This is a genomic window from Hyphomicrobium sp. LHD-15 (assembly GCF_031157355.1).
GTDB lineage: Bacteria > Pseudomonadota > Alphaproteobacteria > Rhizobiales > Hyphomicrobiaceae > Hyphomicrobium_C.
Map to the genome: position 1 here is coordinate 808,193 of NZ_JAVIFT010000001.1, position 13,870 is coordinate 822,062.

Genomic DNA, 13,870 nt, shown 5'->3' on the forward strand with positions numbered 1-13,870 from the left:
CGGCCCTGCCTAATTTGCAGGCGGTGCCGCAGCTACAGTCGCTGTGCATTGGAGGCGAAAACCATGCGTCACAATCGGATCAACACACCATCCACACAGACTTTGGCCACACCGGTTTCGGCTACACCGACTACGGCCACGCGCAGTCCCGTGGCTCATGTTCGGGCGGCGGGATGCCGGGTCCGCGAATTGGGTTACGTGCCGGCACCGGACCTCATTGAGGCCGCCCAGCTTCGGCGTCTTGCCGGGACAGTGCTTTCGAAATCTCCGGAAGATCTTGCGGCGCTCGCGGAGACCAATCCCGCGCTGGTCTGGGAATGGATCGATGCGTTCCGCAAGGAATGGCTCGCCGCAGAGCAAGAGGCGCGGTATTGGTCTGCAGCGGCCGCCGCCCTTTCGACGGCCACTCCGGCGGCGGTTCGTACCGCCGCGGAATAGCCGTTGCCAGGAACACCCAAGCGGCGCTGTCATGACGGATGTCGAGATTTGCCGCTGGGATGGGTTCGCGTCGGAGCCCAAAGGACCGGCGCACGACCGGCGGATCGCGGAGATCGACCGGATCTTCTTCACCTCGAGCGCTACACAGTCCTTTGCCAGTTCCGATGCCAAGGCGGCATTTCGCGAGCGCTGGCTTGGCCGTTATCTTCGCCATTTCCCACAACATGCTTTCGTCGCCACGGCGCCCAGCGGCGAAATCGTCGGCTACGTCATCGGAAGCGTCAAGGATCCGGCGCACGATCCGTTGTTCGCGGATCTTCCTTTTCTCGCGATGTTCGGCGCCCTTACGGAGCGCTATCCGGCGCAACTCCACATCAATCTCGACGCGGCGTGGCGCGGACAGGGGATCGGCGTGCTTCTCGTGAACGCGTTTGCCGATGACGCGCGCGCTGCCGGCGCACCCGGTGTGCACGTGGTGACGACGCGCGGCATGCGAAACGTCAGCTTCTACGCCGCAAACGGCTTTCTCGAACGCGGTGCGGTCGTAATCGACGGGCGGGAGCTCTTGTTTCTCGGGCGCGACCTCGGCCACACCCACCGGGATTAAGCGGACTTGAGTCCGCTCGCAACTCTCGGGCATACTTCGAAAAATTCCTCAGAGCGTGATCGATTCTTTCGAGATCGGGATCATGGTCTAACCAGCAGGTCAGATGAGCGACGCCGCATCGCAGCCACGAGACGCGAGACCAACCGGCGCCGACGCGGCTGTCGTTCTCGAAGGCGTACAAAAATGGTTCGGAGACTTTCACGTTCTCCGCAACATCTCGCTTCAAGTGGCGGAAGGCGAGAAGATCGTGATCTGCGGCCCCTCGGGCTCCGGGAAATCGACGCTGATCCGCTGCCTCAACGGCCTCGAAACCCATGACGGCGGGCGCATCGTCGTCGACGGCACCCTCCTCACGCGCGATCTCAGAACGCTGGAAAAAATCCGCTCCGAAGTCGGCATGGTGTTTCAGAGCTTCAATCTGTTTCCGCACCTCTCTGTGCTCGACAACCTCTGCCTCGCCCCGACTTGGGTGCGGGGCGTCAAACGAGCGGACGCGGAGAAGGCCGCATTGTCATTGCTCGAGCGGGTGCGTATCGCGGACCAAGCCAAAAAACTTCCCGGGCAGCTTTCCGGCGGTCAACAGCAGCGGGTCGCGATCGCCCGCGCGCTCGCGATGAACCCACGCATCATGCTATTCGACGAGCCGACCTCCGCGCTCGATCCCGAAATGGTCAAGGAGGTTCTCGACGTGATGACCGAGCTTGCAGAGCAAGGCATGACGATGCTCGTCGTCACCCACGAAATGGGATTTGCACGCGCGGTCGCCGATCGCGTGGTGTTCATGGACAAGGGAGAGATCGTCGAGGCCGGAACGCCCGAGGCGCTGTTCGAAGCGCCGCGCCACGAGCGCACGCGCGCATTCCTCTCCCAGATCCTCGAGCACTGACATGGGCAGCGCCTCTCCCCTCGTCCGTGCGCTGCTCGCGGGCATACTCGTGCTCGGCGGGCTTCTCTCAGGCGTCGTCGCGGCTCAATCGGCAACGCTCGATCAAGTCCGCGCGCGCGGACATCTCGTCTGCGGCGTCAACACCGGTCTCGCCGGCTTCAGCGCGCCCGACGACCGCGGCCGGTGGACTGGGATCGACATCGATTTCTGCCGGGCGGTGGCGGCGGCCATCTTCAAGGACGGCAACCGCGTCCGCTTCGTGCCGCTGAATGCCAAGGAGCGCTTCACGGCGCTGCAATCGGGCGAAGTGGACGTGCTCTCGCGCAATACGACCTGGACCATGAGCCGCGATACCTCGCTCGGGCTCAACTTCACCGGCGTCATCTACTACGACGGACAGGCGTTCATGGCGCGTCGCGCGCTCGGGCTCAAGTCTGCGGCCGACCTGGCGGGCTCCAGCATCTGCGTGCAAAGCGGAACCACCAACGAACTCAACCTCTCCGATTTCTTCGCAACGCGTGGACTTTCGTACCGGCCCGTCGTGTTCGAGCGGCTGGTGGAAGTGCTTGGCGCCTATATCAGCGGGCGCTGCGACGCGTTCACCACTGACAGCTCGCAGCTCATTTCCGAGCGTACGCGCCTTCCCGATCCCGACACGCACGAGATGTTGCCCGATCTCATCTCCAAGGAACCGCTCGGGCCGGTGGTGCGCCAGGGCGATGCGGGTTGGTCAAACATCGTGCGGTGGACCTTGTTCGCGCTGATCAATGCGGAAGAGCTCGGCATCACGCAGGGCAACGTCGAAGAGATGCGGACGTCCTCCAATCCGGAGATCCGCCGCATCCTCGGAACCGATGGTGAATTCGGCCGCGGTATCGGCCTCGACAACGATTGGGTGGTGTCGATCATCAAGACTGTCGGCAACTACGGCGAGGCCTTCGAGCGCAACCTCGGGCAGGGATCGGCTCTCAAGATCGCGCGCGGACGCAACGCACTCTGGAAGGACGGCGGGCTGATGTATGCCCCGCCGATCCGCTGAGGGCACTGATGAACAACGACAGGGCCAAACGCTGGCTGGAGCCGAAGACCTGGGCGGAAGCAGCCTACGATCCGCAAGTGCGCGCGGTGGTGTTCCAGTCGCTGCTGGTGATCGTGCTGCTGATCGCGGCGACCGAGATCGTTCTCAACACAGCCGCGAACCTCAAGAAGCAGAACATCACGTCCGGCTTCGAATTCCTCTCGCGCACGGCTGGCTTCGACGTTTCGCAATCGCTGATCCCCTATAGCAGCAAGAGCAGCTACGCCGGGGCGCTTCTGGTCGGTCTTACGAATACGCTGCTGGTCGCGGCGCTTGGCATCGTGATTGCGACCGTGCTCGGCTTCGCCATCGGCATCGCGCGGCTCTCTCCGAACTGGCTCGCCTCGAAGCTTGCCCTCAGCTACGTGGAACTCGTGCGCAACGTGCCGCTGCTGCTTCAGCTGCTGGTCTGGTACGTGGCGGTGCTGCGCGCCTTTCCGCCTCCGGCGGAGGCGCTCGGCTTGCCGCTCGGCGCGCATCTCGACAAACGCGGGCTGCATCTTCCGCAGCTAACGTTCGAGCATGGCGGCGGCGCGCTGCTGCTCTCGATCCTCGGCGCGATTGCGGCCGCCTGGTTCCTCACGCGTCTCGCACGGCAAGATCGCGATGGCGCATGGAAACACTCTTCGTTCATTGCGGCCGCCTGGGCGCTCGTCGGCATCGTGCCGTTCCTGGCGCTGCTTTACGCCGCCGCCTACGTCAGCGTCGCCTATCCCACGCTCGGGCGCTTCAATTTCGAAGGCGGGCTTTCGATCGAGCCGGAGTTCCTGGCGCTCTTGATTGGCCTTTCGACCTACACGGCAGCGTTCATCTCCGAGATCGTGCGCGCGGGACTTCTCGGCGTGCCGCGCGGCCAGCGCGAGGCGGCAGCGGCGCTTGGACTCACTCGGCGGCAAGCGTTGCGGCTCGTCATCCTGCCGCAAGCGATGCGCATCATCACGCCGCCCCTCACCAACCAGTATCTCAACCTCACCAAGAACTCTTCGCTCGCTGTCGCCATCGGCTATCCCGATCTGGTGTCGGTGTTCTCAGGCACCGTGCTCAACCAGACCGGACAGGCGGTCGAGGTGATCCTGATCACCATGGCCGTCTATCTCGCGATCAGCCTCGCAACGGCGCTGTTCATGAACCGGTTCAATGCCAGAACCGCGTGGGCGGAACGATGAGCGCGATGGAGCAGATTCCGATTGCCGATGCCTCCCGCCGTTTCACTACGCGCGTGCAAGCGGCGCTGTTTCCCACGCTCGCGCAATCACTCGTGAGCCTTGCTCTGCTCTCGCTCATCGGCTTCGTCGTTTATGCCTTCGTCGACTGGGCGCTGATCCGCGCCGTGTTCAGTGGCAGCGACGGCTCGGTCTGCCGGGCGCCTTCTGCCGGTGCGTGCTGGCCGTTCATCACGCACAAGATGGGCGTGTTTCTCTACGGCCGCTATCCGGAAGCCGAGATCTGGCGCGTCAATCTCACCTACGTGCTGGCGCTCGCGGGGCTCACTCCACTCATGCTGCCGGGCGTGCCGCGCAAGCTGCTGCTGTCGCTCTACATGCTGATCGTGTTTCCGGCGCTGGCCTTCATCCTGCTCCGCGGCGGCTTGCTCGGGCTGCCGCTCGTCGGCACCGAGCTTTGGGGCGGCCTCCTCTTGACCCTCGTGATCGCGAGCGTCGGCATCGCAGCCTCGTTCCCGATCGGGATCCTGTTGGCTCTCGCGCGGCGCAGCGACCTCCCGATCGTGCGGTGGGCCGCGACCGGCTACATCGAGCTCGTGCGCGGGGTGCCGCTCGTCACGGTGCTGTTCATGGCGTCCGTCATGCTGCCGCTGTTCCTGCCGCCCGACGTGACCATCGACAAACTGCTGCGCGCGCTGGTCGGCGTCGCGCTGTTTTCGGCTGCTTATCTGGCCGAAGTGATTCGCGGAGGACTGCAGGCGATCCCGCGGGGACAGTACGAGGCGGCCGATGCGCTCGGGCTCGGCTATTGGCGCAAGATGGGGCTCGTGGTGCTGCCGCAAGCGATCCGCATCGTGATTCCCGGGCTGGTGAACTCGTTCATCTCGCTGTTCAAAGATACCAGCCTTGTACTCATTATCGGGCTTTTCGATCTTATCGGAATTGTTGAGCAATCCGTTCAGGCCGATGCCAAATGGTTCTCGCCGCAGACGGCCGCGACGGGATATTTTTTCGCCGGTGCAGTATTTTGGATTTTCTGCTTTGCCATGTCCCGCTACTCGGCCTCCCTCGAGCGAAAGCTCGAGAATCGCGGACGTTCATGACACTTCTGTATAAGGCGCACCTACAAAGCGGCATGACAAGAACTGCCCTCTGGTATAAGCATTAGCCGCCATCAAAACAAAATCAGGTGGCGCCAAACTGGGGGATTATCCATGTTTCTACCGACCGAATATGCTTGGCTTGAGCCTGTGCTCATTGCCGCCGCCGTCGTGTTTGTCATCGGCCTGATCGGCAACATCCTCTCCTTCTCGAGCCGCTTCGTGAACGCGCTCGTCACGGCGATCTTGTACATCGCAATCTTCGCGGGCGTGATCTTCGCTTCGAAAATCGCAGCACCGACCTCGCCGGTCCACTTCCTGCCGGCCGAGTACGCCTGGCTCGAACTCGTGCTGATCGGCGGCGCCGTTCTGTTCGTGATCGACCTGATCGGCAACACGCTGTCGTTCTCGAACCGCTTCGTCAACGCACTCGTCACGGCCATTGTTTTCGCTGTCGTGTTCGGCGGCCTGACCTATGTCGCCAAGCAAGAGGGCATCGAAGTTCCGGCGGTCACCGTGCCCGTCCCGACGCCCTGATCTCAGCTTATCTTTCACGGCCTCAAAGAGGGCGGGCTCACGGGCCTGCCCTCTTTTTCGTTTGTCGCGCGCCGTTGCTATCGCGGGAGCATGGCCGCGACATAGGCTCCGATCGCGAGCGACGACGTGAGCCCGGGGCTTTCGATGCCATAAAGCGCGACGAGGCGCGGGATGCCGTGCTCGCGTATCCCGTGGATCGCGAAATCCGGAGCCGGCTCCCCCTGGCGGTAGATTTTCGGCCGAATACCAACGTAGCCCGGCAGCAGGCGCTCTTCCTCGAGCCCCGGCCAGTAGCGGCGGATCTCACACGCAAAACGGGCGCGCCGGGCGCCGTTCTCGTCGTCGAAGTGCGTGCTCGGCTGCTGTTGCCATTCGAGATCGGGGCCGAACCTGGCCCGCCCAGCCACATCCAGCGTCAGATGGATGCCGAGCCATCCGTCCCCCGGTAACGGGTAAACGAGATGGCGGAACGGGGCCTGTCCGTCGAGCGCGTAGTAATGGCCCCGTGCCGGATAGGTCTCGGGGGGTTGGTAGCGGGAGCTCGCACCCAACATCGCGCCAAGGCGCGTCGCGTTGAGGCTGGCGGCAATGACGAGATTGCGGGCGGTCAGCTTCGCCCGCTCGCCTGCTTGTGCTCCGGTACTATGGGTCGCGATCTCGAACGGTGCGCCTTCCGGCGCCGCCAGACCTTCAACCTCGGTGTTGAGGACGACACTGCCCAATGCCCCTCGGATATGGCCTTCAAGCGCCACCATCAGCGCATGGCTGTCGATGACGCCGGTGCTGGGCGAAAACAGTGCCGCGACGGCGGAGACCTCCGGCTCGCGGGCGCGGACGTCGGCCTTGCTCAGGCGGACGATATCCGAGACGCCGTTGGCGAGGGCCGTGCCCGCGATGACGTCCAAGCGCTCGCGCTCGTCCTCGGCCGTGGCAACAAGAAGCTTGCCGTAGCGGGCATGGGGCACGCCGTTTTCACGCGCGAACTCATAAAGCCGGCGGCGGCCTTCGACGCAGAGCTTCGCCTTGAGGCTGTTTGGGGGATAGTAGAGGCCGGCGTGGATCACCTCGCTCGAACGGCTGCTGGTCTCGCGGCCAATGCCGTCGTGGCGCTCCAGCACGAGCACCTCGTGTCCCTGCTCCGCCAAGGCCCGCGCGACGGCCAACCCGACGACGCCCGCACCGATCACGACGGTTTCGACGTCCGGTGTCGTTACATGCCGACTTGCAGAGGGGAAATTCACACTGTTCTCTTTCGATTCTCCCTCATGGAACACCGTTTTATTTCAGACCCTTGCGCTCCACGACTCACAAGTTATCCACAGGCGTTCACTGTGTTTGGGGATGACCTGAACAAAAAACGAACATGACGGGCCGACTCGGTTAGGCTATTTCGCCCTTCAGTGGGCAGTGTGATGCCGTAGCTGTGCGGCGGCTGCAAAGAAAAAGCGCCGGATACCACAGGGGCTCCGGCGCTGCTGTTTTTTGGGCGTTTCCCGATCTTAAAGCCGTGCTCGCTCAGAGCGGAGGCGGGGTCGTAGGCGGCGGAGGGGGCTGTGCCTCAGCCTGATCGCCGCGACCCGGGCGAGACAGGCCGGCGAGCGGATCGTCCGTCCGCCGCGACTTGCCCTCGAAAAAGGCGCCCTGCTCGATGGCCATCGTCTGGTGATAGATATCGCCCTCGACATGGCTTGAGCTCTGCAGCAACACGCGGCGGCCGCGGACAGTGCCGAGCAGACGGCCGCGAATGACGCATTCCTCGGCAATCACGCCGCCGGTCACGTGCGCGCGTTCGCCGATGACGATGTGGGTGCCGTAGATGTCACCCTGGACCTCGCCCTCGATCTGGACCTCGCCCTTGGAGACAAGGTTGCCCTGAATGACCAGATCCTGGCCGATCACGGACACGCTCGACGAGGCGGCGCCCGGCCGGAACGAAGGACCGGCTGGCCTTGGACCAAGGCTCGACGGCTGAGAATTGAGGGGGCTGGCGAGGTTCGTCATGGCGGGCTGAGAGTTGAGGGTTTCAGTTTCCGGCTTCCGGAATTGGGGCAGCATCCGTTGAACCTCCGCGGTTACGCTCGACATTGCGCGAATTTTTATGAATAGCCGTTTTCGGCTTTTTATGGTGTGGCTCGGCTTTTCGCCGGCCCTGCCCGTCGGTTTGTGACAACTCCCGGACAGTCCTCCCGCGTAATCTCGACTAACACGTTTTAGATTGCCGGTCACCTCCTCGTCCCTGGTTGAATAGCGTGCAAATGATGTCTCAACAGACATTTTTTACGGCACGTCTTTGGGACTAGACGCGTGCCAGACGCGCCGCATGGCCCGCAGGTTGTGCTCCAGACCGCGCGAATGCTCTCTAAACTGAGCTATTTACCATTCGCGAGTTCAGCCAGCACCTCTGCGGCGTGGCCTTTGGCGGAAACCTTGCGCCAGATGCGCTCGATCTTTCCCTTAGGCGAGATCAGGAAGGTCGCCCGCTCTACGCCCATGAATTTGCGGCCGTACATGGATTTCTCGACCCATACGCCATAAGCCGTGGCGACCGTCTTTTCCTCGTCAGATGCAAGCCGCAGCTCCAGCTCGTGCTTGCATTTGAACTTTTCGTGGCTTTTCGGGCTGTCCGGAGAAATGCCTATCACCACAGCGCCCGCGCGCTCGAAATCCGGGACAAGGGCGCTGAACTCGCGCGCCTCGATCGTGCACCCCTCGGTATCGTCCTTGGGATAAAAATAGAGAACGACACGGCTGCCGCGGAATGTCTTCAGCGCCAATCGATTTTGTCCATCCGACGGGAGATCGAAATCGGGGGCCTTATCGCCATCCTCAAGCATGCCGCGTGCCTTTCTTTTGTCGCTTTTGGTGAGCCTCATCCGGGCGTTGAGTGGCAGGGGCTCACAGTGCATCGGATAACGCCGGCAGATCGGGAACAGTCATGCTCCCGTCATGCGGGCGATCTTTTCATTCGAGGCCAAAATGGGCTTCGAATGCGCCATCCGATGGCAGGCAGCAGCCCGCGCCACGCATGAGGTCGTGTCAGTAGTGTCAAGTTCGTTCGGGCGCAAGACGCGCCTCGCGCGATCGGACTTGATATGGCAGCAGGGAGCTTGCAGAACCGTCGATGGAACCCGAAGAGACCGTTTCCCAGGCACTCCTGTAACGCGCACGCGAGAAGGCAATCGATTGTGATTGATCCGAGCCAAATACGGTCACGCTCAGGGGCATAGTCTCAGCTCTCGACGCACGCGCCCCAAAGCCCCGCTTGGCGTTTGCACATTCTCTTTCTTCCAACCTCGTCCGCCGGAGAACGCTTGGGGATGACGACACAACGCTCCGGCAATCCTTGGCCGAGAACGATGCCCCCGAGACCACCGGGCGAGCCGCCCTATGCGGCTGCGGCGCGAAGATCCCGCGCGGCCGCTCCCAGCACCGGAAGACGGCGCCTCTGGAAGGCGCTGCACTTGCTTGCGCTTGTCGTCGCCCCGGTCATCCTGCTTTCGATTACAGCTGCGGTCATCGGCTACGTACGACTGTTGCATGGCCCCATCTCGCTCAAGTCCTTCAGCGAGCAGATCGAAGCCAGCATCAACGCCGGGCTCGACGGTTTTTCAGCCGGCATCGACGACGCGGTGATCACGCTCGCGGACGGCTACAAGGTCGAATTGCGCCTCATCAATCTGCGGCTCAGCGAGGCGGACGGAGATCTCGTCGCATCGGCGCCGCTGGCAGCGGTCGAGCTCAACAAAACGGCGCTGTGGCGGCTCGCGGCCGCGCCCGAGCGCGTCTATCTGATCGAACCTCGCCTTGCGGTCGTCTATTCGGAATCACAAGGGTTCGCGCTCAACATTTCGAACGCGGCGCCCGCTGTTAATCCGGACGGCACGGCCGTAGAGCCCGCGCTGATCCCGCCGCGGCCGGTTCCCGCCCAAAATCCAAACGCCGTCAAACCCGGCGAGCCCCTGCCCCCGTCGTTCCACCGCATCGATCTCGCGCGCATCCTGGCCGAAAGCTCCGCTCGTGCACGGCGCGGAAGCGCGGCCACGTCGAGCCTCAGGGAGTTCGGCGTCCGCAACGCGATGGTTTCCGTCAGCTACAATGGCGATGTCAGCGAGATCAACGTCGTAGAGGCGTCGGTCGATCTCGAACACATGAAGCGGCGCAGCGTGATCTCAGGCACCGCGACGGTCGCCTCCGAAAAAGGGCCCTGGTCGCTCTCCTTCCGCACGGAAGAAACCGACCGGCGCGAGTTCCTCAAGGTGACGACCAACGTGCACGACTTCGTGCCGAGCACGCTTGCGAAAGTCTCGCCTGGGCTCGGCCTGCTCAACATGTTCGACGCGCCGGTCAACGGGCAGCTGGCTCTCGATCTTTCGACCACCGGAGAGCTTCGATCGGGAACTTTGAGCCTCGATCTCGGTCGCGGGCTCGTCAATCTGCCGTCGCTTTCAACCACGCCGCTCATGCTCGACGGCGGGCGCCTGGCAATGAACTACGACGCCGCGAACCGAACACTCAACCTCGCTCCTTCCACGCTCGACTGGGGCGAAAGCCGGATCACGCTCGAAGGCTCTCTCGCGAGCGATCCGGCGGCAGCCGGCGAGCCGCAGTGGCATTTCGATGTGCGCTCGACCGAAGGCGTTCTCGCCGCCCAGGAGTTCGGCGTGGCGCCGTTCCCGATCGAAAGTTTCAAGGCGAACGGGCGCATCATTCCGAGCGAGGGCTTCGTTCAACTGACAGGCCTCTCGCTCAAGGCGGGTGGTGGCGAGATCAGCGCCAACGGCGAGATCATCACCGGATCGGATACGCCGAGCACACGGCTCGAGGCGTCTCTGACACCGATGCCGCTGGCCACGCTCAAAGCGATGTGGCCGCGTGCGGCAGCGCCTGCGGCCCGCAGCTGGGTCGGAACCCAGGTCGAAACGGCCAATCTCAAGGGCGCTTCCCTCAAGCTGCTCTCGGGCAAGTTCCTGTTCAACGGCCCGGATGCCGACGGGACAGCGCAACCTGGCGCAAGTGAACGCATTTCCGCGAGCCTCGACATCGCCGATCTACGCATGATCCCGCTGCCTCGCGCGCTGCCAATCGCTGCGCCCCGCGCTTTGATCCGGCTCGAGAACAGCGCGCTCGAAGTGACGGTTCCGGACGCCGCGATCATTGCGAGCCCCACACAGCAGCTGCCGCTCAAGGACGTGCGGCTGACGGTGGTCGACGTTCGGCACGAAGCGCCCATCGCGGAGCTGGCGCTCAAGTCGCAGACCAACCTTCCGACGTTGATCGAGACCGTCAACCGCAGCCAACTCCACCTTGCCGGGCAGGGTCCGCTGCTAATCGACGGCATCAACGGAAATGTCGACGGCGAGCTGACGATCGCGATGCCGCTGGTCACCGGCGGCAGCATCGTCAAAGCCGAAGGAAAGGCCCGGATCACCAACATCAAGGGCAAGACGAAAGAGCACAAGCTCGACCTGCAGGGCGGGACGATCGACATTAGCGTGTCTGACATCGGCGTGATCGCCAAGGGCGATATGATCGTCAATGGCGTGGTGGCGAAAATCCAGATGCACCGCATCCTCGATGCGCCCACCGAGATGCAGCCGCCGCTCCGGATTTCCGCGACGCTCGACAACGCCGATCGCACTCAGCTCGGGCTCGACGTGAACCATCTGGTTCAAGGCAACGTGCCGGTCGAGATCACGCTCGCGCAGAAGCCCGACGACACGCTCGCCATCCATCTCCGGGCGGACCTCACCAACGCGGAGTTGCTGTTCGAGGAAATCGCGTGGCGCAAAGTGCCGGGACGGGCCGCGTCACTCGATTTCGACGTGTCGAAATCCGAGACGGTGCCGGGCAACATAGATCTCTCGAATTTCAGGCTGGTGGGCGACAACATCGCCATCGACGGATCGCTGATTGTCGACGACACGCACGAAGTCAGCGAGTTCTATTTCCCGAACTTCTCGCTCAATGTCGTGTCGCGACTCGAAGTGCGCGGCAAGATCAACAACAAGCGGATCTGGACCATCAACGCCAAGGGCTCGACCTTCGACGGCAAGGATCTGTTCCGATCTCTGCTCGCGCTCGGCAACACGTCGGAAGCGCCGATCAAGCCGCTGAAGCCGGCGGCCGGCGTCGATTTCTCGGCCGATATCGATACCCTGCTCGGACACTCCGACGTCTCACTGCGCGGCTTCTCGCTGAAAGTCACCGACCGCGGCCAGCAGGTGGTGGCGATGGAGGCGCGCGGCACGCTCGACGGAGGCAAGCCGCTCGCCGCGCTCATGAAGCAGGAGACGCCGCGCAAGTTCTATGCGGAAACAAACGACGCGGGACAAGCCTTCAAGCTGATCGGCTTCTATCCCAACATGCAGAACGGGCGCGCCAAGCTCGAGGTCAATCTCGATGCGCGCGGGGCGGCCGAAAAGAGCGGCGTGCTGTGGGTCGAAGACTTCCGCGTGCTCGGCGACCCGATCGTGTCGGAAGTGTATTCGAGCGTTGAGAGCGGGGGCGCCGACGGCGGGCAGAAGCGGCGCGTGGAACAGCGCGAAGTCTTCGAGTTCCAGCGCATGAAGGCACCATTCTCGGTCGGCCATGGGCAGTTCGTGCTGGACGATTCCTATCTTCGCGGCCCGCTACTCGGCGCTTCGATCCGCGGCAAGGTCGACTACAACGCCCGCAGGCTGAACCTTGGCGGAACCTACGTTCCGCTGCAGGGCATCAACGCGGCGGTCTGCGATATCCCGCTGTTCGGTCCGATCGTCGCCGGCTTCGACTGCCAGGGCGTGTTCGGCATCACGTATGCCATCCAGGGCTCGATGAGCCAGCCGCAAGTTCTGGTCAATCCGCTGTCGATGTTCACGCCGGGCATCCTGCGCGGGATCATGGAAATGACCAATCCCAATCCGCAGGTTCAACCGTTGCGCGAGCAGCAACGTGCGCCGACCGAAGACCGCGTGCGGGCGAGCTCATCGACGTCGAAGAGCGGAAGCGACCAGGACAGCACGATCGACGGGTGGTCCTCGGAAACGAAGCCGAGCAAAAAGAAACAGCCCTGAGCGGGCAGCTGCGAACTTCACGCCAAATCAAAGATGCTGACCCAACCACCGCTCCAGATACGCGAGCGCCTCAGGAGATGGACTGTCGCCGAGGCGCTCGTATTCTTGGATCGAGCCGGTACGCGCGCGCTGGAACATGTGATTCAGTCCGGGAATGATACCAGCCTCGGCAGCAGGGTTGGCCTTCGTCGCTTCACGAAATGCGTTCAAGTTCGACTGTGCTTCGACCTGGCAATCCAGATCGCCGAACAGCGCAAGCACCGGAGATTTCAGATTCGACAGGATCTCTTGCGGGTGTTGCAAGAGCAGAGATCTATAGTCGGAGGCAGCAACGATCGAGGCCATTTGCGCAGCCGCTTCCGAAATCTCTTCTCGGTTTGACCATGAGTGTCCCGGCCAGCTCCGAAGATAACCTTCGATCAGATCTTGCGTGCGACGCTTCCGGTTCTCCGGATCCTCCACGCTTCTGACGAGCGCGAACACCTCCGTGTTCATGCGTCTCTCGTACGCAAGCTGCTGTTCGGTGGCTCCCATCTCCGACGACACGCGCCATGCTTGCCAATGCAGCAGCTCATCGAGCGCAACCGCGGGGCCTGCCAGCATCACGACGGGCGCGTTGGTTTGGTTCGCTGCTGCTGCGGCGACGAGCCCGCCCTCGCTGTGTCCAATCAACGCTATTCGATGCGAGGCAACTCGATCATCTCGCATCAGAAAATCGCGGGCCGCGATAAGGTCGGCAATCTGCGTTTCGAATGTCGCCTCTTCCGCGAGGCCGCCAGATTCGCCCACGCCTCGATCGTCGAACCTCAGCACACCGTATCCGCGCGCGCCAAGGTATTCGGCGATGACCTTGAACGGCTTCTTGCCGGAGACTGTCTCGTCGCGATCATGATGGCCTGAACCCGAGGCCAGGATGGCAGCCGGCACCGGCCATTGGTTCGAAGGCAGCGTGAGCGTGCCCGCCAGCGGTATGTCTTCCGATTTGAAAATCAGGTGCTCGACAAGCACA

12 protein-coding genes are annotated in these 13,870 nt (G+C 63.0%); 8 read left to right on the forward strand and 4 right to left on the reverse strand.

The window, feature by feature from the left end; genetic code table 11:
• Nucleotides 1–150 precede the first annotated feature (150 nt).
• The 7 genes from RCO24_RS03685 to RCO24_RS03715 all read left to right on the forward strand — a co-directional run bounded on the left by RCO24_RS03685 (nucleotide 151) and on the right by RCO24_RS03715 (nucleotide 5,809).
• A complete protein-coding gene (locus tag RCO24_RS03685; RefSeq protein ID WP_308960046.1) occupies nucleotides 151–438 on the forward strand; it encodes a hypothetical protein in 288 nt (95 codons plus the stop codon).
• A gap of 31 nt (nucleotides 439–469) precedes the next feature.
• Nucleotides 470–1,045 carry a GNAT family N-acetyltransferase gene (locus RCO24_RS03690; protein WP_308960047.1) on the forward strand — a complete coding sequence of 192 codons (576 nt, stop codon included), beginning with the start codon at nucleotides 470–472 and terminating at the stop codon, nucleotides 1,043–1,045.
• Between the two features lie 103 nt (nucleotides 1,046–1,148).
• On the forward strand, nucleotides 1,149–1,931 hold the full coding sequence (locus RCO24_RS03695; protein WP_308960048.1) for an amino acid ABC transporter ATP-binding protein: 783 nt from the start codon (nucleotides 1,149–1,151) through the stop codon (nucleotides 1,929–1,931).
• 1 nt (nucleotide 1,932) lies between these two features.
• Nucleotides 1,933–2,970, forward strand: coding sequence for an amino acid ABC transporter substrate-binding protein (locus RCO24_RS03700; RefSeq protein ID WP_308960049.1), 1,038 nt, complete (start codon nucleotides 1,933–1,935; stop codon nucleotides 2,968–2,970).
• An 8-nt stretch (nucleotides 2,971–2,978) separates the two neighbouring features.
• Nucleotides 2,979–4,175, forward strand: coding sequence for an ABC transporter permease subunit (locus tag RCO24_RS03705; protein WP_308960050.1), 1,197 nt, complete (start codon nucleotides 2,979–2,981; stop codon nucleotides 4,173–4,175).
• A 5-nt stretch (nucleotides 4,176–4,180) separates the two neighbouring features.
• The gene (locus tag RCO24_RS03710) at nucleotides 4,181–5,275 is read left to right on the forward strand and encodes an amino acid ABC transporter permease (protein WP_308960051.1); all 1,095 of its coding nucleotides are present in this window, start codon (nucleotides 4,181–4,183) and stop codon (nucleotides 5,273–5,275) included.
• Between the two features lie 111 nt (nucleotides 5,276–5,386).
• Nucleotides 5,387–5,809, forward strand: a complete 423-nt coding sequence (locus RCO24_RS03715) for a hypothetical protein (protein WP_308960052.1) — start codon at nucleotides 5,387–5,389, stop codon at nucleotides 5,807–5,809.
• Nucleotides 5,810–5,886: 77 nt separating this feature from the next.
• Here RCO24_RS03715 and RCO24_RS03720 read toward each other — a convergent pair whose 3' ends face one another.
• The 3 genes from RCO24_RS03720 to RCO24_RS03730 form a co-directional block, all read right to left on the reverse strand.
• Entirely contained in the window at nucleotides 5,887–7,050 is a 1,164-nt protein-coding gene (locus RCO24_RS03720) for an NAD(P)/FAD-dependent oxidoreductase (RefSeq protein WP_308960053.1), read from the reverse strand.
• A 274-nt stretch (nucleotides 7,051–7,324) separates the two neighbouring features.
• The gene (locus RCO24_RS03725; protein ID WP_308960054.1) at nucleotides 7,325–7,864 is read right to left on the reverse strand and encodes a polymer-forming cytoskeletal protein; all 540 of its coding nucleotides are present in this window, start codon (nucleotides 7,862–7,864) and stop codon (nucleotides 7,325–7,327) included.
• Nucleotides 7,865–8,178: 314 nt separating this feature from the next.
• Entirely contained in the window at nucleotides 8,179–8,643 is a 465-nt protein-coding gene (locus RCO24_RS03730; RefSeq protein ID WP_308960055.1) for a peroxiredoxin, read from the reverse strand.
• Between the two features lie 522 nt (nucleotides 8,644–9,165).
• On the opposite strand from RCO24_RS03730, the gene RCO24_RS03735 reads away from it, so the two are divergent.
• Nucleotides 9,166–12,861: an AsmA-like C-terminal region-containing protein gene (locus tag RCO24_RS03735; protein ID WP_308960056.1), complete on the forward strand. Its 3,696-nt coding sequence runs from the start codon at nucleotides 9,166–9,168 to the stop codon at nucleotides 12,859–12,861.
• 27 nt (nucleotides 12,862–12,888) lie between these two features.
• On the opposite strand, the gene RCO24_RS03740 is transcribed toward RCO24_RS03735, so the two are convergent.
• Nucleotides 12,889–13,869: an alpha/beta fold hydrolase gene (locus tag RCO24_RS03740; RefSeq protein ID WP_308960057.1), complete on the reverse strand. Its 981-nt coding sequence runs from the start codon at nucleotides 13,867–13,869 to the stop codon at nucleotides 12,889–12,891.
• Between the last annotated feature and the right edge of the window lies 1 nt (nucleotide 13,870).

Bases quoted from the DNA above. Each gene is read 5' to 3' on its own strand.
- RCO24_RS03710 (WP_308960051.1), top strand. From the start codon at position 4,181: ATGGAGCAGATTCCGATTGCCGATGCCTCCCGCCGTTTCACTACGCGC.
- RCO24_RS03735 (WP_308960056.1), top strand. From the start codon at position 9,166: ATGCCCCCGAGACCACCGGGCGAGCCGCCCTATGCGGCTGCGGCGCGA.
- RCO24_RS03725 (WP_308960054.1), bottom strand. From the start codon at position 7,864: ATGCTGCCCCAATTCCGGAAGCCGGAAACTGAAACCCTCAACTCTCAG.
- RCO24_RS03695 (WP_308960048.1), top strand. From the start codon at position 1,149: ATGAGCGACGCCGCATCGCAGCCACGAGACGCGAGACCAACCGGCGCC.
- RCO24_RS03700 (WP_308960049.1), top strand. From the start codon at position 1,933: ATGGGCAGCGCCTCTCCCCTCGTCCGTGCGCTGCTCGCGGGCATACTC.
- RCO24_RS03730 (WP_308960055.1), bottom strand. From the start codon at position 8,643: ATGCTTGAGGATGGCGATAAGGCCCCCGATTTCGATCTCCCGTCGGAT.
- RCO24_RS03715 (WP_308960052.1), top strand. From the start codon at position 5,387: ATGTTTCTACCGACCGAATATGCTTGGCTTGAGCCTGTGCTCATTGCC.
- RCO24_RS03705 (WP_308960050.1), top strand. From the start codon at position 2,979: ATGAACAACGACAGGGCCAAACGCTGGCTGGAGCCGAAGACCTGGGCG.
- RCO24_RS03690 (WP_308960047.1), top strand. From the start codon at position 470: ATGACGGATGTCGAGATTTGCCGCTGGGATGGGTTCGCGTCGGAGCCC.